Origin of the sequence: Agrobacterium sp. SOY23 (assembly GCF_027212525.1) — a bacterium.
In the GTDB taxonomy this organism is placed as follows: domain Bacteria; phylum Pseudomonadota; class Alphaproteobacteria; order Rhizobiales; family Rhizobiaceae; genus Agrobacterium; species Agrobacterium tumefaciens_I.
Window position 1 is genome coordinate 196,511 of sequence record NZ_JAPWDT010000004.1, and the last position, 18,362, is coordinate 214,872.

Annotated in this window: 21 protein-coding genes, 2 tRNA genes and 1 pseudogene; 14 read left to right on the forward strand and 10 right to left on the reverse strand. The window is 58.8% G+C overall.

Features of this window, described 5'->3' with window-relative positions:
• Positions 1-156: 156 nt before the first annotated feature.
• The 4 genes from uppE to O3S81_RS13185 all read left to right on the forward strand — a co-directional run bounded on the left by uppE (position 157) and on the right by O3S81_RS13185 (position 4,041).
• Positions 157-1,710 (forward strand): polysaccharide biosynthesis glycosyltransferase UppE, encoded by a 1,554-nt coding sequence (uppE, locus tag O3S81_RS13170; protein ID WP_269343806.1) that lies wholly within the window; start codon positions 157-159, stop codon positions 1,708-1,710.
• A complete protein-coding gene (uppF, locus tag O3S81_RS13175) occupies positions 1,707-2,948 on the forward strand; it encodes a polysaccharide biosynthesis O-antigen ligase family protein UppF (protein ID WP_269343808.1) in 1,242 nt (413 codons plus the stop codon). The genes uppE and uppF overlap by 4 nt, the downstream gene beginning before the upstream one ends.
• Positions 2,949-3,025: 77 nt before the next feature.
• Positions 3,026-3,175, forward strand: coding sequence for a hypothetical protein (locus O3S81_RS13180; protein ID WP_269343810.1), 150 nt, complete (start codon positions 3,026-3,028; stop codon positions 3,173-3,175).
• Positions 3,176-3,396: 221 nt separating this feature from the next.
• Complete coding sequence (locus O3S81_RS13185) at positions 3,397-4,041, forward strand: hypothetical protein (RefSeq protein WP_269343812.1); 645 nt, start codon at positions 3,397-3,399, stop codon at positions 4,039-4,041.
• A 64-nt stretch (positions 4,042-4,105) separates the two neighbouring features.
• Here O3S81_RS13185 and O3S81_RS13190 read toward each other — a convergent pair whose 3' ends face one another.
• On the reverse strand, positions 4,106-4,642 hold the full coding sequence (locus tag O3S81_RS13190; protein ID WP_269343814.1) for a DUF1269 domain-containing protein: 537 nt from the start codon (positions 4,640-4,642) through the stop codon (positions 4,106-4,108).
• A 230-nt stretch (positions 4,643-4,872) separates the two neighbouring features.
• On the opposite strand from O3S81_RS13190, the gene O3S81_RS13195 reads away from it, so the two are divergent.
• The 3 genes from O3S81_RS13195 (at position 4,873) to O3S81_RS13205 (ending at position 5,746) form a co-directional block, all read left to right on the forward strand.
• Positions 4,873-4,949 (forward strand) — tRNA-Pro (locus O3S81_RS13195).
• Between the two features lie 137 nt (positions 4,950-5,086).
• Positions 5,087-5,347 carry a hypothetical protein gene (locus O3S81_RS13200; protein ID WP_020012294.1) on the forward strand — a complete coding sequence of 87 codons (261 nt, stop codon included), beginning with the start codon at positions 5,087-5,089 and terminating at the stop codon, positions 5,345-5,347.
• A 195-nt stretch (positions 5,348-5,542) separates the two neighbouring features.
• Positions 5,543-5,746 carry a hypothetical protein gene (locus O3S81_RS13205; RefSeq protein WP_269343817.1) on the forward strand — a complete coding sequence of 68 codons (204 nt, stop codon included), beginning with the start codon at positions 5,543-5,545 and terminating at the stop codon, positions 5,744-5,746.
• Between the two features lie 191 nt (positions 5,747-5,937).
• Here the strand turns inward: O3S81_RS13205 and O3S81_RS13210 are convergent, their stop codons facing one another.
• Entirely contained in the window at positions 5,938-6,492 is a 555-nt protein-coding gene (locus O3S81_RS13210; protein ID WP_269343819.1) for a dual specificity protein phosphatase family protein, read from the reverse strand.
• Between the two features lie 248 nt (positions 6,493-6,740).
• Positions 6,741-7,328, reverse strand: coding sequence for a YqaA family protein (locus O3S81_RS13215; protein WP_269343820.1), 588 nt, complete (start codon positions 7,326-7,328; stop codon positions 6,741-6,743).
• A gap of 513 nt (positions 7,329-7,841) precedes the next feature.
• Here O3S81_RS13215 and O3S81_RS13220 point away from each other — a divergent pair.
• On the forward strand, positions 7,842-8,486 hold the full coding sequence (locus O3S81_RS13220) for an exopolysaccharide biosynthesis protein (RefSeq protein ID WP_269343822.1): 645 nt from the start codon (positions 7,842-7,844) through the stop codon (positions 8,484-8,486).
• Here O3S81_RS13220 and O3S81_RS13225 read toward each other — a convergent pair.
• Positions 8,483-8,767 (reverse strand): hypothetical protein, encoded by a 285-nt coding sequence (locus tag O3S81_RS13225; protein ID WP_269343824.1) that lies wholly within the window; start codon positions 8,765-8,767, stop codon positions 8,483-8,485. The two genes, O3S81_RS13220 and O3S81_RS13225, sit on opposite strands and share 4 nt — an antisense overlap.
• Before the next feature lie 176 nt (positions 8,768-8,943).
• On the opposite strand from O3S81_RS13225, the gene O3S81_RS13230 reads away from it, so the two are divergent.
• Positions 8,944-9,018 (forward strand) — tRNA-Asn (locus O3S81_RS13230).
• A gap of 100 nt (positions 9,019-9,118) precedes the next feature.
• Here O3S81_RS13230 and O3S81_RS13235 read toward each other — a convergent pair.
• Positions 9,119-9,565, reverse strand: a complete 447-nt coding sequence (locus O3S81_RS13235; protein WP_269344431.1) for a DUF2934 domain-containing protein — start codon at positions 9,563-9,565, stop codon at positions 9,119-9,121.
• A gap of 172 nt (positions 9,566-9,737) precedes the next feature.
• Here O3S81_RS13235 and O3S81_RS13240 point away from each other — a divergent pair, with 172 nt between their 5' ends.
• Positions 9,738-9,977 (forward strand): hypothetical protein, encoded by a 240-nt coding sequence (locus tag O3S81_RS13240; RefSeq protein ID WP_269343825.1) that lies wholly within the window; start codon positions 9,738-9,740, stop codon positions 9,975-9,977.
• A gap of 66 nt (positions 9,978-10,043) precedes the next feature.
• On the opposite strand, the gene O3S81_RS13245 is transcribed toward O3S81_RS13240, so the two are convergent.
• The 3 genes from O3S81_RS13245 to O3S81_RS13255 form a co-directional block, all read right to left on the reverse strand.
• A complete protein-coding gene (locus O3S81_RS13245) occupies positions 10,044-10,487 on the reverse strand; it encodes a TIGR02594 family protein (protein WP_269343827.1) in 444 nt (147 codons plus the stop codon).
• Positions 10,488-10,600: 113 nt separating this feature from the next.
• Complete coding sequence (locus O3S81_RS13250) at positions 10,601-11,158, reverse strand: methylated-DNA--[protein]-cysteine S-methyltransferase (RefSeq protein ID WP_269344433.1); 558 nt, start codon at positions 11,156-11,158, stop codon at positions 10,601-10,603.
• Positions 11,159-11,294: 136 nt separating this feature from the next.
• Positions 11,295-11,576 carry a DUF982 domain-containing protein gene (locus O3S81_RS13255; protein ID WP_269343829.1) on the reverse strand — a complete coding sequence of 94 codons (282 nt, stop codon included), beginning with the start codon at positions 11,574-11,576 and terminating at the stop codon, positions 11,295-11,297.
• Positions 11,577-11,764: 188 nt separating this feature from the next.
• On the opposite strand from O3S81_RS13255, the gene O3S81_RS13260 reads away from it, so the two are divergent.
• From O3S81_RS13260 to sseA, 4 genes are all read left to right on the forward strand, one after another.
• Positions 11,765-13,204 (forward strand): cryptochrome/photolyase family protein, encoded by a 1,440-nt coding sequence (locus O3S81_RS13260; RefSeq protein WP_269343831.1) that lies wholly within the window; start codon positions 11,765-11,767, stop codon positions 13,202-13,204.
• 122 nt (positions 13,205-13,326) lie between these two features.
• A complete protein-coding gene (locus tag O3S81_RS13265) occupies positions 13,327-14,364 on the forward strand; it encodes a cysteine synthase A (protein ID WP_269343832.1) in 1,038 nt (345 codons plus the stop codon).
• 12 nt (positions 14,365-14,376) lie between these two features.
• Entirely contained in the window at positions 14,377-15,114 is a 738-nt protein-coding gene (locus O3S81_RS13270; RefSeq protein ID WP_269343834.1) for an alanyl-tRNA editing protein, read from the forward strand.
• A gap of 16 nt (positions 15,115-15,130) precedes the next feature.
• Complete coding sequence (gene sseA, locus O3S81_RS13275) at positions 15,131-16,552, forward strand: 3-mercaptopyruvate sulfurtransferase (protein WP_269343836.1); 1,422 nt, start codon at positions 15,131-15,133, stop codon at positions 16,550-16,552.
• Between the two features lie 106 nt (positions 16,553-16,658).
• On the opposite strand, the pseudogene O3S81_RS13280 reads toward sseA, so the two are convergent.
• Positions 16,659-17,303 (reverse strand): annotated as a pseudogene (locus O3S81_RS13280) (dihydrofolate reductase family protein).
• A gap of 51 nt (positions 17,304-17,354) precedes the next feature.
• Positions 17,355-18,239, reverse strand: coding sequence for a DUF4344 domain-containing metallopeptidase (locus tag O3S81_RS13285; protein WP_269343838.1), 885 nt, complete (start codon positions 18,237-18,239; stop codon positions 17,355-17,357).
• Positions 18,240-18,362 lie beyond the last annotated feature (123 nt).

Genomic DNA, 18,362 nt, shown 5'->3' on the forward strand with positions numbered 1-18,362 from the left:
TTTCTTAGCATGTTTCGGCTAGTTTCCAGCTCGTGGAGCCCCCTGCGTCCATCAAGGCGTGACCGGGAGGCTCTACCACTTTGAGGTTGCGTATCGTCCGGTCGAAAATCGAATGCGACTTTCGGGCCGATGCGCTGGAGGGTGCGGACCAAAGCAATGACCAAGACTGACAAGGACAGACTGCAATTCGATCTGGCGTCATTGCGCAAGAAAATCTCCGACTACGAAGCCGGGTTGTCTTCGGCATCCGAACCCGTTGTCCTCAATCCGCTGGCGCGGCAGATCGCCAACCAGCTTCGCGCCGGCAACCATTCGCCGAACATGGTCATCGGCCAGTTGCGGCTTCTCGAATTCACGATGCTCGTGGTCATCGCCGCCATCATCAACGGCGTTGCGGCCGATCGTGGCCTTGAAACCTTTCTGACGGTTTTTGGCAGCGGTGTGCTGGGTGCGGCGCTCTGCGTGTTTCTTCTGCAGGCGGGTGATTGCTACCAGCTTCCGACGCTGCGTACGCCGCTGAAGATGTTCGCCCGCATTCAGGGCGCCGTCTGCCTCTCCTTCGTGGGCATTGCCTGTTTCCTCCTCCTGTTCTTTCCCGATACGCTGCATTCCTGGCAGGCTTTCGCCATCTGGTACGCCACGAGCGCCATTGCGATCTTCGCAGGACGGCTGATCCTCGGCTTTGCCATCCGCCATTGGGGCCGCAACGGCGTCATGGAGCGCCGTGCCGTCATCGTCGGCGGCGGCGATACCGCCAAGGATCTTATCCGTTCCCTGGAGCAGCAGTCCGACAATGATATCCGCATCTGCGGCATCTTCGACGACCGGAAAAGCGCGCGTTCTCCCGAGGTCGTCGCCGGTTACCCCAAGCTCGGCACCTTTGCCGAACTCGTCGAATTCGCCCGCCTGACGAAGCTCGACATGCTGATCATCGCCCTGCCGCTCAGTGCAGAGGCGCGCATTCTCCAGCTTCTGCGCAAGCTGTGGGTGCTGCCGGTCGATATCCGCATCGCAGCCCATGCCAATAAATTGCGTTTCCGCCCGCGTGCCTATTCCCATGTCGGCAAGGTGCCGATGCTCGATGTCTTCGACAAGCCGATCCGCGACTGGGATTCGGTGGCGAAGCGGGTGTTCGACATCACCTTCAGCGTCATGGGGATCGCCCTTTTCTGGCCGGTGATGCTGGCTGCGGGAATTGCCGTGAAAGCGACCTCGAAAGGCCCGGTGCTCTTCAAGCAGAAGCGTCACGGCTTCAACAATGAAACGATCAATGTCTGGAAGTTCCGCTCCATGTACACGGAACTCAGCGATCCCACGGCGAAAAAAGCCGTTACCAAGAACGACCCGCGCGTGACACCGGTCGGCCGCTTCCTGCGCAAATCCTCGATGGACGAACTGCCGCAGCTTTTCAACGTTCTCTACGGCGATCTTTCGCTGGTCGGACCGCGTCCGCATGCCGTCCACGCCCAGACGGGAGACCTGAAATATACCGAGGTGGTGGAGCATTATTTCGCCCGCCACAAGGTCAAGCCCGGGGTTACCGGCTGGGCGCAGATCAATGGCTGGCGCGGCGAGATCGACCATGGCGACAAGATCAAGTTCCGCACCGAATACGATCTCTATTACATCGAGAACTGGTCGCTGTTTCTCGACCTCAAGATCCTGTTCCTGACGCCGATCCGGCTGCTCAAATCGGAAAACGCCTATTGACCCACACCGGTTATCAGCACACGGCGGATTTTGACGCGCCCTTGGCCACCATGCGGCTCATCGGTGCGTTCTTTATCGCGTTTGGCGTGTTCCTCTCCGGCTTCGTCATCTCCGAACCGGCGCCCTACGAGCTGATGATGGTGGGACAGGTGGCCTTGTGGTTCCTGCTCGGCCTTCGCCTGTCGCGCACCGTTGTCCTGCTTCTGTGCCTGCTGCTTGCCTTTAACGTCGGCGGTTATCTTTCGCTCACCACCATGGCCGATCTGGATGAGGGGCCGCTTTACCTTGCCGTCTCAACCTTTCTGGCGCTGACCTCGGTTTTTTATGCGGCGATCGTGGAGGACAAATACCAGCGGCTGCTTTTGATCTTCCGCGCCTGGCTGGCGGCGGCGCTGATCACCTCGCTGCTCGGCATCATCGGCTATTTCCACGCCATTCCGGGTTTCGAGGTCTTCACCCTTTACGACCGCGCCAAGGGGGCGTTTCAGGACCCGAACGTCTTCGGTCCCTTTCTGGTGGCACCGTCGCTTTACCTCATCTATGGCCTGCTGACCGGCAAGGCGGTGCATGCGCCATGGCGGATCGCCGGGCTGCTCATCCTTTCGCTTGGCGTGTTCCTGTCGTTTTCGCGCGCCGCCTGGGGCCTGTTTCTGTTCGCCACCATCCTGCTCGTCTTCGTCATGCTGCTGAAGGAGCGTACAGCCGCCTTTCGCCTGAAAATCCTCGTGCTGTTTCTCATCGCCGCCGGCCTGATGGTCGCCGCGGTCATCGTCGCGCTGCAATTCAAGCAGGTGGCCGATCTCTTCTCCAGCCGCGCATCGGCGGTGCAATCCTATGATGGTGGCCATCTCGGGCGTTTTGCCCGCCACTATCTCGGTTTTCTGCTCGCCATGGAGCACCCGCTCGGCATCGGCCCGATGGTGTTCGACAATATCTTTCCCGCCGCCGAACATAATATCTGGCTGAAGAGCCTCACCACCCATGGCTGGTTCGGCTTCGTCATTTATCTCACCCTCATCTGCTGGACGATTGCCGCCGGTTTCCGGCAGCTGCTGCGCCCGCGGCCCTGGCAGCCGTTCCTGATCATTTCGTGGGTGACCTTCGTCGGGCATGTGATGATCGGCGCCGTCATCGATACCGACCACTGGCGACATTTCTTCCTGCTGCTCGGCATATTATGGGGCTGCATGGCGCTGGAAAAACGTGAAAGCCTGCGGCGGCGCGCACGCGCCGCGTAAAACGCTTACCCTTACGGAACCTTACGCCATTTCATGCGTTTAGCCCCCGATTTTGATTGTCGAACGGGGAAACATCCATGACGCGGACCAATAATCTCTATCTCATCATCGGCGCACTCATCGTAGTTGTCGCAGGGCTTGGCATTTATGTCTGGCACGAAGAGAGCAAGCCGAAGGGGATCGAAATGAATATCGGCCCGAACGGCGTTTCCGTTCAGGAGAATTGACGCACGTCTCCAAAACCGCGCAACGGTTTTGGGACAGGCCGTTTCGCCTACGCAAGCGTCGCGCAAAGTCCGACCATTAAGACCGGGTGTATCCCAAGCCGGAAGACGGCCGGGATATGCCCGGTCTCCTTATGAGAGGAGACGAAAGGCGGGATCGATGCCCGCCGAGCCGGCTCGGTACGAATGATGCGTATCGCCCGATCACGGAAACAGTTAGCGCAATGGTCTCCTCCATCGACCTCTCCACACGCCTCACCGCCACCAAGCTCGCCCTCAAGGTCATCAAGGAGCAGGAGGACACCAATTCCGCCGCTGCATCCTCCTCGTCGCGGACGGCTCTCCTTGGCTCCTATGGGCTCGATGCCTCCTCTTCCACCAATACCCGGCTGGCACAGCTTCTGGCGCAATATGGCCAGGCTTCCGGCGACGATACCCAGACCGACGGTACGGATACGCAGCCTTCTTCCGGCGACATCAGCAAGGCCGACTTCATGAAGGACCTGAAGAAGATGCTGGAGGAACTGGCGAAGGACCCCGACAAGGCTTCACAGGCAAAGGCCATGCTGCAAGCTTTGACCGCGGGCACGCTCACGGTCTCCGATCCCGCCGAGGGAGCGCAGATCAAGGCATGGGATGTGGCGTCCGATACGAAAACCACGTCCAAGCCCGCCACCGAGATCGCCCTGACGGGATGGAGCGACTTTCTGAAAGACCATCTCAAACGCGACGGCTCAGCCTATGCCAAGGGCGCCAGCGGCGCTTATGTCGATAATATTTCCGGCGACAATGCGTTTTTCGGCAGCGTCGGCAGCCGCTATTATTATCTCACCTGGCCACAGGCGAAAAACGGCACCCTGACGGTATAGGCCCACATGGCTGAACGAACCGCTGCGGCGTAAAACATGCCGCAGCGTTCCTGACTTCACCCATTCAGATGGCGGGCGCGGCGGCTGGTTCGGTTCCGCCGGAAAGCGCCTTTTGCAGCTGCGCTTCCTGCGCCGGCGAAAGCGAGGTCTTGATGACCCGCCCGCGTAGTCCTTCGAGTTCCGCCAGCACCTTTTCCGGCTGCACCTTGCGGATCAGCACGAACAGCGCCGAAGAGCCATTGGGAATGGTCTCACCGAGCGACTTGATGAAATCGTCATCGATGCCGAAATCCGTCAACGATCCCGCCAGCGCGCCCGTGCCGGCGCCAATTGCGCCGCCGATGGCAAAACCCGCCAGCGGATTGAGGAACAGCAGGCCGACGAGACCGCCCCACAGGCCGCCGGACAGGAAACCGGAGCTTGCGCCGATCGCCGTCAGATTGACGCTCTGCTTCAGATGCACCTTGCCGTTTTCATCGCGCACGACAACCACGGCATCCTCCAGATCGACCAGATATTCCTTCTTCAGGCCTGCAAGCTTCAGAAGGACCCGATCGGCCTCTTCCGTTCCGTCAAAACCAACAACGACGAGTTCAGACATAATTCGTCTCCCTGAGTTTCAATTCCGCTGCGATTGAACGCCGAAGCGGGCGGCTTGTTCCGGCAATGATGAAAAGAGGATGTGTCAGGCGTTTGACGGCCTCTCACGCCGGGAAACCCCGCCCCGTTTTGGTCCCTTCCCCGCCGTCCACACCCTTTGCTCCTTTTTTTATGAAAAGACCATTTTCCGCTTGCGCCCTAACTGGCTTATATATAAACGGCTTTCAGGTTCGGAGCGTAGCGCAGCCCGGTAGCGCACTTGACTGGGGGTCAAGGGGTCGTGGGTTCGAATCCCGCCGCTCCGACCATTAAATCAGATAGATAGCCAGTTCCCCCAGAGCTGGCTATATTTGTTTCAGCTCTCTTGTAAGCGGCGCCATGCGCGAATTTAACAGACCCGGTTCGGGTGTGCGTTTATCAAAGCCTGAGAATGAGGTGTGCCGGGATGGCTAAAAAACCGAAAATAGAACACTCGGAATTCTCGGGCGAGTTTGAAGATGAGGGTATCACGGTCCTCGTTGATATCTACCGGCCGGCCGGCACCCAGCAGGATTGGACGCTCGAGGTTATCAGCGAGCACGACGATGTCACCACCTGGGATGAACCTTTCGCGACAGACAAGGACGCCTGGGAAGAATTTCTGGCCACCTGCGAGAAAGACGGGATTCGCAGTTTCCTGGATGGCGAGGACCCGTCAGTTCATTGACGTTTGATTTCGCGGCACCGCAGGGATTTTGGGCAGAAATCCCGCGCTGCGGCCGTTCTCCTGAGCATTCTCCGGTTGAATTTCTGAAAAACCTCAATTCCAAAGCCGCCGACTGTCGAAAGATCGCGCATATTTGCCTTGTTGACTCTCCGCTAAAATTAGAACATTTAGTGAACAAAAGAGAGGTCATCCAATATGTCCAACGCTGAAAAAATCACCCCGATGCGGCCTGACGACATAGCGGGATATATCATCCAGTGTCATGACGGCGATGCGAAGGCTGCTGTCGAAGCTCTTCTCGGCGAAATCGAGCATTTGCAGGAACAGCTTTCCCTTGCGGTTGCCATCATGGGAAAGGGATATACGCGCGGATGGACGCCGGATATCGGGCGCGATTGAACCGAAGGCTTGCACTCCACAAGCCGTTTTGGGTGCAGCTTGTGGAGCGTGAGGAATGGCGTAGTGCCGGTGCGTGTTCAGCCAGCCAGCCGCAATTCGCGGCTTTGCGCCAGCCCCTATGACATGCATCATCAGGACGGAACGCAAAATCCGTTCAGATCATCATGCAGGCAGCGTGCCGGAAGCCGCTTTCAGTACTCGTTGGATGCAATGGCGACGTCGTCGATGATGGGGAGTTTTTCCGCGTTTTCCCAGGTCCGGTCCATGGCGTAGGTTTCCGACAGATAAGGGATGCCGATATGGCCGAAGCGGAAGGAAAGCTGGCTTTCCGCCTGTTCTTCGTCGAGCCCCGCAACACGGCTGAGATAGAGCGCAGTGGCGAGGCCTGTCCTGTCTGCGCCGGCCTTGCAATGGATAAGGATGGGTTTCGGCGCGTCGCGCATGATCGCGACCAGCTCGTTGACCCTGTTCATGTCGAGTTCCTGGCTGGCCGACATGCCGAAATCGATGTGATTCAGTCCAAGCTGACGCGAGGTTTCGACCTCTCCCTGATACCAGGCCTTGGATTCGTTGGCGCCGCGCAGATTGATGACGGTCCTGATACCGTAATCCTTGGTATAGCGGACAAGTTCCTCGGTACTCGGCTGGTTGGAGCGATAAAGTTGCCCCGCAACCACCTCATGAAAATTGCCCAGGAGCTGAATGCCGTAGAGATAACCGCCTGTGGCAAGCACAGCAATGCCCATGCCCCAAAAGGAGCACTTCCAAAATCTTCTCATAATAAGACGGCCCTCTGATTGAACGAGAGAACCGATACAGACGGATTCTGACAGTAAGCTGAAAGTTATGCGACAGTATTGTAAGAGTAGAAAAATCGCGCCCGGCTTAAGGTGATTTCGGCCCCGGCGGATCCGAAATCATCCTGATTCACATCGATAAAGTCCGGCGGGACCTCAGGTGAAAACCGCACAGATTTTTCGCCATCCTATTCCCGTCAACGCACGAAAACGTAAACCGCATAGACCGCAATGAGGGCGCCTGCCGCTGCCGCCGTTATGACGCCGAGGCGTTTTTCGATGAAATGGCGCACCGATTCCCCGTATTTCTGCAGCAGTCCTGCGAGGATGAAAAAGCGGGCGCCGCGTGTGACGACGGCCGAAAGAATGAACAGGCCGAGGCTGATATTGGCCGCGCCGGAAAGGATCGTGACGACCTTGATCGGCGGCAGATGCGCGAGCCCCGATGTCACCAGCAGGAGAATGATGGTTTCGTAATTCACCGAACTCTTGAGATGCTCGAAACTGTCGAGCTTGCCGTAAAATTCGAGAATGGGCCGCGCGACGCTCTCAAAGGCGTAATGGCCGAGAAACCAGCCGGCAATGCCACCGAGAACCGAGGCGACGGTTGCCACCAGCGCATAAAACATCGCCTTTTTCGGCTTGGCCAGCACCATGGGCAGGAACAGCACATCCGCAGGCACGACGAAGACGGAGCTTTCCACGAAGGCGACGATCGCAAGCCACCAGACGGCGGTTTTGCGGGCGGCCAGCGCCATCGTCCAAGCATAGAGGTTTTTCAGCATTTCATATCCCCGGGGAAGAGCATTGCGGAGTGAAGGCGGGCGGAAGATGAAGCCTTTCAGCGAGGCTTATATTGCATTTTGCCGATGGCGGCGGGCGGACAGCTGCGAAAAGAGGATGAGAGACAAGGCAAGAGGATGGCAAAGGGCGGATAATTTATTCTGCATTGCAAAAAGCAGGAAAGGCAAGCGATTCCAACCCCCGGCGATAGACGGTTGCTGCGATGCGAAATTTCACCCTGTGGTAGATGAACTCGCCTTTTTGCTGTAGAATGAGACGTGGAGGAAAGAGGAGGAAGTTATCATGGAATATGTAAACTTCATTACGTCGATCAATCCGGTCATACTTGTCATACTGCTGATTGTGCTTCTTGCGGGCGCTTACAGCAACTGGGTTTCCCATTAGCGGAAGCCAATGAACGGCTGCCGTGACGATGCCGATTTTCCATCGGAGATAGGCATGTGGCCGGATGAATGATATCACCCCCGGGAGTTAAACAACGTCCGGGAAGCAGCATGACGAACGAATTCGCATTCACTGATACGTCTGAGAAGCTCAGCACGACGCTTGAGAAGCTGATAGGAAAGCTGCAGGGCCAGACGATCACGTTGCGCGAGTTGATGGAAGCAATCGGCGAACAGGGCCTCTTGCTCATCTGCGCGATCGCCTCTCTACCCTTTCTCATTCCGGTATCCATTCCCGGCGTCAGCACCGTTTTCGGCGCCGCGATCATCCTTGTCAGCCTGGCGATCACCCTCAACCGCCTGCCCTGGCTGCCCGCAAAGATCCTCGACCGGCAGATGGAAACGGCAAAGCTCGTTCCCGCACTTCAAAAAGGCGTCGCCATCGTCTCCAAGCTCGATGGCTTCATCCGTCCGCGCATCCCCGCGCTGACGACGGGCATCATCGCCAACAGGATAAACGGGCTTGCCCTGATGACGGCGGGCGTGTTGCTGATGATGCCGCTCGGCTTCATTCCCTTCTCCAACACCCTGCCCGGCGTCGCCATCCTGCTTTTATCGGCCGGCATGATCCAGAGGGACGGCCTCACCGTGCTCGGCGGTTACCTGTTTCTCGGCCTCACAGCGATCTATTTCGCCGCCCTCGCCTATGCCGCTTTCTGGGCTGGCCAGGGCATCAGCAGCTCCATCAGCGGTTAAGGCTGCCGGCGGCCGCCATTGCGGGTGTCGCGGCGGTTCTGCCGCGATGCCCACCAGACCGCCAGCCGACGCCGCTGGCGGCGAACCGCCGGCAGATCGTGGGACAGCACCACAAGACCGAGCGGAATCATCCAGAAACCGAGAACCGGCAGGAACCCCAGCGTTCCGCCCACCACCAGCGCAGAGCCCGTCGCGATCCTGCCGACGCGCGAACGCGGCATTGCAACGCTCCATTTTCCGACATTGAGGCGATGCGTTCTGTGGTCCATACCGAATTTCATTCCATCCTGCCCTTTTGCATCTGGCCTGTGGATAATTTTTTCACCGTCGATAAGCCCGGAAAATCGGGACTTCGGAGGGATAAAACAAGAGGAATGCGTTTTTTTTAAAAAAACCGCTTGGCAAATCGGAAAAGCATTTGTATTACCCCGCTCACACCGCGCCAAGCAGCGCACGTTCCCTGGTAGCTCAGCGGTAGAGCATTCGACTGTTAATCGACAGGTCGCCGGTTCGAATCCGGCCCGGGGAGCCATTTTCTCAAAAACATCTCGTGAAGAGCGAAGTGCAGCTGCACTCGCCCGATCCGGTTCGTGGCGTTTTCGTCCCGGCCCTGTTACCGGGCCATAGGAACGTCAGGTCTTCTTGACCACACGCTTCGTCGCTTTCGTGGTACCGGTAAGTGCGGGCGGATCGCTGGCGGGGAAACTTTCTTCAAGACTCTCGGTCAGATCGTCCACTTTTTCCTTGCTCGCAGCCTTCTGCTCTTTCTCAAGCGATTTTACCGCTGGCGACTTGGTTTTTTTTGATGTGTCCTTCTTCACCGGCGCCTTGGTCACTGCCGTCTTGCTCGCCGCCGCCTTGCTTGATGGGGCCTTGCTCGCTGGAGCCTTCTTCGCCGCAGCCTTCACCGCAGGTTTTTTCGCCCCGTTCCGGCCGGTGGTTCCGGTGGGTTCCGCATTGGCGGAAATCTCCCGTTCCGCCTCCATCCAGTGCCTTTCGTGGTGCCCCTCCGGCCTTCCTTCCCTTTCCCATATTGCGCGCGCTTTTTCACGAATTGCGGCTTCGCGATCATGGTTCATAACGGGGCCTCCCTCTTTCGTTGCGCCGGTTTTGATTGTGCCATTGAAAAAACAGAAAAAGCTAGAGATTGTTCCGCGCTGCTCCGTCGCGACCAGACATTTTCCCAAAAAAGGGAACCGTCCCCGTCGGCTGATCGTTTGCCCGGCTCGAAACCCCGCAGGAGGATCATCCATGGACGCCCCGAAGCATAAGGATAAACAGCGCCTCGACATTCGCGATGCGGACGTGGCGCATTTCGACACCGACAGCGAACTCAAATCGAAAGAGGGCGAGATTTATCCGGACGAATCCATGAGCCTGCGGGCACGCCGGCAGGCGGCGCGGCAGCATGAGGATGCCTTCATCGTCGCCACCGATCTTGAGGACGACGACCAGCGCGAGGCCACACCCAGCATCCGGGAGCAACCATAGGCCCTTTAAACGCATAAGGCGGGCCATGGCCCGCCTTTATAGGGAAGATGGTGGTCTGTCCGGTCTTCAGCGGCGGACGGAAACAATGGCCCTGCGATTGAAATTGGACACCTGCACCCGGCCGGACTGGTTGCCGCCGAGAATCTGGGCCGTCTTGCCGCTCATGCTCTTCAGAATGCCGGCATGATAACCGCGACCATTGCGAATAACGACGACATCGCCGGGTTTGGCCTGGTTGACTGGAACGGCGTAACCGAAAGACGTCCAGGATTTCGCAAACCCATAGGATTTGGGAGACTGCCGGCCGGCCTTGCTGGCGACGGCATGCAGGAAAAGACCGCACCACGGCGTGCTGCGGGGATTTGCCCCAAGAATGGTCTTCAGGCTCTTGTTGTTCTTCGATTCATGCAGCCCGGTGTATTTCTCGGCCTGGTTCAGCATGCCGGCCGAGGCTGGCGCCAGGACTGTAAAAGACAAGGCAGCGGATAGAATTAACGCGGATACTCTCAAACGTCTCGCCCTTATGTTAGAGGGCGTCCGTGTATTGTGACAATTTAGCGACAATTTGACGAGAAATGGGCAGAAATCAGACGCCTATTCATGCGCGCTGATCTGTCATTGCTTCAAAACAGGCTGCCCTGCGCTTCATCGGCGCGGCTGCGCCCGGCATTTTCGAGATCCAGCATGCGCAATTTGGTGGTGGTTCCGCCCGGCGCGGAAAAGCCGCCCAGCCTTCCGCCGGCGGCCAGAACACGGTGACAGGGAATGATCAGCGGCACCGGATTTTTCGCCATGGCCTGGCCGACATCGCGGGCCTTTTCCATGCCAAGGCCAAGGGTCTTTACAATGCCGCCATAGGTCGTGGTGCTGCCCCAGCCGATCTGCCGCGCAACCGCATAAACATCGAGGAAGAAGCGTTCCTGCCCGGCCAGATCGAGTTCGACGGCGGCAAAATCGATCGGCTCACCGCCGAAATAACGGGTAACCATCGAAATCACCTCTCGCGTGCGTGTTTCCGGCACCGCGATCGTGGATGACGGCAGCCGTTTCAGGATAAGCCTTTCGGTCTCGCCGGCATCAGCACCGGGCAATTGCAGACGGGCGATGCCGCGACCTCCCCATGCAAGACCGCAATGGCCGAGCGCTGTCGGGAAAACAATATAGCCGTAATGGTTGATCATCACATTCATTCATCCGCTTTCGGGCAGACACGATGCCATATCCTGCGTCCGAAACAACCCGTTTCCTGACCCCTTAAAAAACAAGGCCACCCGGTCTTCGCGGGTGGCCCTTTTTGCATCTGTCCTGAAAATCCGCTCAGGATACGATTTTATTGTGCGCTTCCGCCTTGTCCTCCATCAGGCATTGCGCCTGCCGGCTGGCCGCGACGAAGGCGGTGCGGGCGATTTCCCCCGCCACGTCGCCCATCAGCGAGGCGCGGCACAGGCGCAGCGCCTGTTCATGCGCCTTGCCGCCGCGTTCGGGCCATTCATGCTGGAGAAAATCGAAGGCTTCATAAACGCCGTTGAAAATCCGGGGAGCGCCGTTTTCAAGGGATATGGTAACGGACTTTTCCCACTTAACATCATTCAGCAACATTGATTGCACTTCCATGCTCTATTAACCCGCGACAAACGCCGGCTCCTCCAGTTGGTTCCCTTCGCTTTCGGTTTCAAGGGCGAAAAAATAACCCTCGATAAACCATGTCCCCCTTCTTTCCATTCTAGCTGATTTGCGGAACAAAGCGGTTCAACACTCGTTCAAGCCGAAGTGAACCGGGTCCTTTCATGCCAACATCAGCCTCCCCCGCCATTGTCTGGTTCCGCAAGGACCTGCGCCTTTCGGACAATCTCGCCCTGCTTGCCGCGATGGATCACAACGGTCCCGTGATCCCGGTCTATATCCGCGAACAATCCTCCGGGCCGCTGGGCGGCGCGCAGCAATGGTGGCTTCATCATTCCCTCGCTTCGCTTGCCGCCGCGCTGGAAAAAATCGGCAGTCGTCTTCTGTTTCTCAGTGGCGATACCGAGAAGACGCTGCGCCGGCTGATATCTGAAACTGGGGCTGACGCCCTGTTCTGGAACCGCCGTTATGATTCAACCGGTATCACCACCGACAGGGTGCTGAAACAGACGCTGCGGGAAGACGGCCTGACGGTTCGCAGCTTCTCCGGCCAGCTGCTGCATGAGCCATCCCGACTGCAGACGAAATCAGGCGGGCCTTACCGCGTCTATACGCCCTTCTGGCGGGCGCTGGAGGGTGGCGGTGAGCCACGTGCGCCGGTGGATGCGCCGAAAAGCCTGAAGGCGCCGAAGACATGGCCGAAATCCGAAAAACTCTCCGACTGGAAGCTGCTGCCCACCAGGCCGGACTGGGCCAAGGATTTCAATGACATCTGGGTGCCCGGCGAAAACGGCGCGTTGGAAAAACTCGATGATTTCATCGACGGTGCCCTGAAAAGTTATGAAGAAGGCCGGGATTTTCCGGCAAAACCTGCGACTTCGCTGCTTTCGCCGCATCTGGCCTCAGGCGAAATATCGCCCGCCGCCGTCTGGCACGCGACGAAGGGGCTTTCGCGGCATATCGCCTCCCTTGATATCGGCCGTTTCCGCAAGGAACTCGTCTGGCGGGAATTCTGCTATCATCTGCTGTTTCATTTTCCCGAACTGGACGAAAAGAACTGGAACGACAGTTTCGACGCTTTTCCCTGGCTGGACGACGAGAAATCCTTCAAGGCCTGGACACGCGGCATGACAGGATATCCCATCGTGGATGCCGGCATGCGGCAATTGTGGCAACATGGCACCATGCACAACCGGGTCCGCATGATCGTCGCGTCCTTCCTCATCAAACATTTGCTGATCGACTGGCGCAAGGGCGAGAAATGGTTCCGCGATACGCTCGTGGATGCGGATGCCGCCTCCAACGCCGCCAACTGGCAATGGGTGGCGGGTTCGGGCGCGGATGCCTCGCCATTCTTTCGCATCTTCAATCCCATCCTTCAGGGCGAGAAATTCGACGGGGATGGTGACTATGTGCGCCGCTTTGTGCCGGAGCTTGAGAAACTCGACCGGAAATTCATTCACAAGCCGTTTCAGGCCCCGAAAGAGCTGCTGGACAAGGCGGGCATCGAGCTTGGGAAAACCTATCCCAGACCGATTGTCGACCATGCCAGGGCGCGGGAAAGAGCGCTTGCCGCCTATGCCGAAGTGAAGAAGACCGCATAAAATTGGGTATCGGCAAAATTTTGCGTGGCTAAGCCAAAGCCGGGAAGATAATTTCTTGCCTTGAGGCGGTTGTAACGGGACATAACGGCACCTAATTTCCGCTCAGACAAGAAGGCTCGATCATGACCATTCATTCCTCTGCGCTCAGTGCTATCGGCAATACGCCGCTCATCCGTCTGAAGGCTGCCTCTGAAGCGACGGGGTGTGAAATCCTCGGCAAGGCGGAGTTCCTCAACCCCGGTCAATCGGTGAAGGATCGCGCCGCGCTCTACATCATCCGCGATGCCGAGCGGCGTGGGCAGTTGCGCCCCGGTGGCACTATCGTGGAAGGGACTGCCGGCAATACTGGCATCGGCCTGTCACTGGTCGCCAATGCGCTCGGTTACAAGACGGTAATCGTCATTCCCGAGACCCAGAGCCAGGAAAAGAAGGACGCGCTGAAGCTTCTCGGCGCAAAGCTGGTCGAGGTTCCGGCAGCGCCCTATTCCAATCCGAACAACTACGTGAAGGTTTCCGGACGGCTCGCGAAACAGCTTGCCGCAACCGACGAGAATGGCGCGGTCTGGGCGAACCAGTTCGATAATATCGCCAACCGTCAGGCCCATATCGAAACCACCGCGCCAGAAATCTGGGACCAGACGGACGGCAAGGTGGATGGCTTCATCTGCGCGGTCGGTTCCGGCGGAACGCTGGCCGGTGTGGCCGACGGCCTGCGTGATTTCAATCCCGACATCAAGATCGGCCTTGCCGATCCCGAAGGTGCCGCGCTTTACGAATTCTACAAGCATGGCGTCCTGAAATCCGAGGGTTCCTCCATTACGGAAGGCATCGGCCAGGGCCGCATCACCGCCAATCTGGAAGGTTTCGCCCCGGATTTCTCCTATCGCATCGCGGATGCGGAAGCCCTGCCGATCCTGTTCGACCTCGTTACGAAAGAAGGCCTGTGCCTCGGCGGTTCTTCCGGCATCAACATTGCCGGCGCAATCCGCCTTGCCCGCGAGCTTGGTCCGGGGCATACAATCGTGACGATACTGTGCGACTACGGTAATCGTTATCAGTCGAAGCTCTTCAATCCGGATTTCCTGCGTTCCAAGGGGCTTCCCGTTCCGCAGTGGCTGGCGGCCAAGAGCGAGATTCCGGTTCCGTACGAAACCGTTTGAGGACATGCCGAAATGCCTGTGAATGCCCTGTTCCGTGACGATTTTTATCTTTCAACCGCAGAAGCGATCGTCACGGCGGTGCATGAGGATGGCGGCATCGAACTGGACCAGACCTGCTTTTACGCCACCTCCGGCGGCCAGCCGGGCGATAGCGGCTTTCTTGAGCGCGCCGACGGTTCCCGCATCGAACTCGGCATCGCCAAAAACGGCGCCGACAAGAGCGTCATCATCCATGTGCCGCTAGAAGGCCAGCCCTCCCCTGATATCGGCGAGAAGCTGACCCTACATGTAGACTGGCCACGCCGCTACAAGCTGATGCGCATGCACACCGCCTGCCATCTGCTCTCCGTCGTCTGCCAGTGGCCGATCACCGGTGCGGCGGTCGGCGAAGACGAGTCGCGTGTCGATTTCGACATGTCGGAAACCATCGACAAGGATGAGGTCACGGCAAAGCTGATGGAGCTGGTGAAGGCCAACCATCCGGTCTTCCTGCAATGGATCACCGACGAGGAGTTGTCTGCCAATCCGGGCATCGTCAAATCCAAGAACGTGCGCCCGCCGGTGGGCCTTGGTCGCGTCAGCCTCGTCTGCATCGGCGAAAATTCCAGCATCGACAGCCAGCCCTGCGGCGGCACCCATGTTTCCGAAACGCAGGAAGTGGGCGATATTCACATTGCCAAGATAGAAAAGAAGGGCAAGGAGAACAGGCGGTTCCGCATTCGTTTCGGCGCGCCTGAAGCTGTTGCCTGAAATCGGGAGAAACATCGTGAGCACGGATAAGAGCCGTTTCGTCGTTTCGGCGGACTGGGTGGAAAAGCAGCTCGGCACGGCCGGGTTTCGTGTCGTTGATGCGTCCTGGTATCTGCCGGCGCACAAGCGCAATGGCGCGGAAGAATATGCCGCCGGCCACGTGCCCGGTGCCGTGTTCTTCGATCAGGACAGGATCGCCGATCACACGACCGGCCTGCCGCATTCCCTGCCCTCGCCGGAATTTTTCGCGGAAGAGGCCGGCAAGCTCGGCCTCAGCGATACCGATACGATCGTCGTCTATGACGGCCCCGGTTTCTTTTCCGCGCCGCGCGTGTGGTGGATGCTGCGGGTGATGGGCGTGCGCAAGGCCTATGTGCTGGATGGCGGCCTGGACGGCTGGAAACGCGAAGGCCGGCCACTTGAAACCGGCACGCCGGAGATCGAACCCGCGACCTTCACGCCGGATTTCAACGACAAGCGTGTAACTTCGCTCAGTGCCATGCGCGCCATCGTCGATGGCGGCGAAAAGCAGATCGCCGACGCCCGCGGTGCCGGGCGTTTTACCGGCGACGAGGCCGAGCCGCGTGCCGGCATGCGCTCCGGCCATATGCCCGGCGCGCGCAGCCTGCCTGCGACGGCCTTTTCCGAAAACGGCCACTTCAAGGACCTGACCGCCATCCGCAAGATGGTCACCGATGCCGGCATCGATCTTTCGAAGCCCGTGGTGACGAGCTGCGGCTCGGGCGTTACCGCCGCCGTCATCACACTTGCGCTGGAATCGCTCGGCCATCGGGACAATTCGCTCTATGACGGCTCCTGGTCGGAGTGGGGCGGGCTTGAAGATACGCCCGTCGTCACCGGCGCTGCCGATCCCCTGCCGGTCATTTCCCATGGGCCCCTGAAGGCACATGTGACGCAGCTGGAAATGACCGCGCCGCCGAAGGTCAGCCTGCCGATCCCGGTCAACCTCCAGACGGCGCTGATGCGGGTCAATAATATCCCCCTGCACTTCTACCGCTACCTCTACTGGCGGGTGGGCAAGCGCTGGCATTGGCAGAAGCGCATGCGCATGAGCGATGCCGAGCTTTCCGCTATCCTGCGTGATCCGAAAAACAGCGTCACGGTTCTCTACATGAACGGCGCGCCTGCCGGTTTCTTCGAACTGCACAAGGCGAGCGACGAAGTGACCGAGCTTTCCTATTTCGGGCTGCTCGAAGAGGCGATCGGCGCAGGCGTTGGCAAATGGTTCCTTCTGCAGGCGCTTTACGCCGCCTGGCAGGACAATCCGCAACGGGTGACGGTGACGACGAACACGCTCGATCATCCGCGCGCCTTGCAGCTTTACCAGATGATGGGCTTCTCGCCCGTTGGCACCTATGAGGCCTGGGTGGAGCCGCTTGCTGATACGGAGCTTCTGGAGATTTCGCTGCGGAATTGAGGGGGCTGGTTGGGCATGCCTGTCCCGTCCCCTATTATGGGCGTGTCCACGCCCTACTCCCTCATTCCTGTGCCTGTCACAGAATGAGGGAGCGAGAGACCAGCATTCACGCCTTCTCGATAATCAGATGCGTAGCCCCCTCGCCCGCCACCGTTCCCGTACAGCGGTAACCCAACCCAGGTAGATCCAGCCCTTCGAAAAGCGGCTCCCCCTTGCCCAGAAACACCGGCGCAAGGGCCAGATGCAACTCATCGATCATCCCCGCCACCATATATTGCCGGATGGTGGAAACGCCGCCGCCGATGCGGACATCCTTGCCATTCGCTGCCGTGAGCGCCTGATCGAGCGCGGCTTTGATGCCATCGGTCACGAAATGGAAAACGGTGCCGCCCTTCATGGTGAAGGAAGGGCGGGCATGGTGGGTCAGGACAAAAACCGGAACGTGATAGGGAGGCTCCTCGCCCCACCAGCCCTTCCAGTTTTCATCCGGCCAGACGCCGCGCACCGGGCCGAACATGTTGCGCCCTAAAACCCAGGCGCCGATATTTTCGAAGCTCTTTTCGGAAAAATTCTCGTCCGTCCCGGTCGAGCCACCCTCCTAGCCGAACATGCGGTGGAAGGTGCGGGTCTTGAAGGCCCATTGGTGCAGCTCTTCGCCCTTCACGCCCAACGGGTTCTGCAGGCTCTGGTCCGGTCCTGCGCCATATCCGTCAAGCGAAATGGCGAAATTGCGAACGACGACCTTCGGCATGGCATTCTCCTCCATCAAGGAGGCCAGATCGCCAGCGCCCGGCAACCAGCCTCAGATTTCGCGTTCCAGATTGACGGCCGTGGGAATTTGCCCGCCGGCCGCTCCCTTGTCTTCCGTGACACTGTTGAGGAGATGATCGGCAATCAGCTCCGCCTGGAATTTGCCAAGCTCGTAGCAATAGGTGATTTCGCGCTTTTCCGCCGACCAGTAGACATCCGGACGGCCGCAGGACTTGGCCGTCAGCTTCACATCACCCTTCAGGCCATAACCGCCGAAACTGCGGCTGATGAGATCGAGAACCTTCGATTCCTTGACCATGATGGCGTACGGCTCAAGTTCCGGGTCGCGCGGCGGCACGTAGCTGACGGCAAATCTGGAAGGTGTCAGGCTACGGTGAGGCGCGAGGAAATTTTCCCAGGCGGAGGCAACACCCGGATAGGCGGCGGCGCATCTGTCGAATTCGGTATTGGGAAGCCCCATCATCGCGGCCAGATCGCCATAACCATCCTTGTCGCGGCCGACCATCAGGCAGGCCATGTTGCGGTCGCGGCTCCTGTCCGGCACCAGCGCGGAAAAGACGGGGGCTTCATGCTCGGGCAAGCTCTCCGCTTCGCGCGCCAGGTACCAGCTGTCAGTGGCGTTAACGAGCGCGGTGTCGAGCCATTCCTCATTGGCCTGGAGGATGAGCGTGCCCGCCAGTTGATCGGCCGGAGCCTGGACACTTGCCGTCTCCGCCGTTCCGAAATCCGAGATCAGCATGCGCGCGCCCTCATGATAGAGCGAGAAGATCGCATTGCCGATGACGAAATTGACCGCCTGCTGCAGCTGATCGTCGGACAGGCCATCGAGACCGGGGGCGACCTGCGCGCCCGCCTCGATCGGAGCCGTCAACGAAACGAAAGCCAGCGGAACGGCGGCCAGAAAACGACGGAACATAAAATCAGACCTTCCGGGAACGAGGAGCGTCACTGATTCCCGAAGCTAACGAGTCACGCAATGGGGTGGTTGCATCACCTGTCAAGAATCGGGTGGATAGTGCTCCATTTCGGGATCATAGCT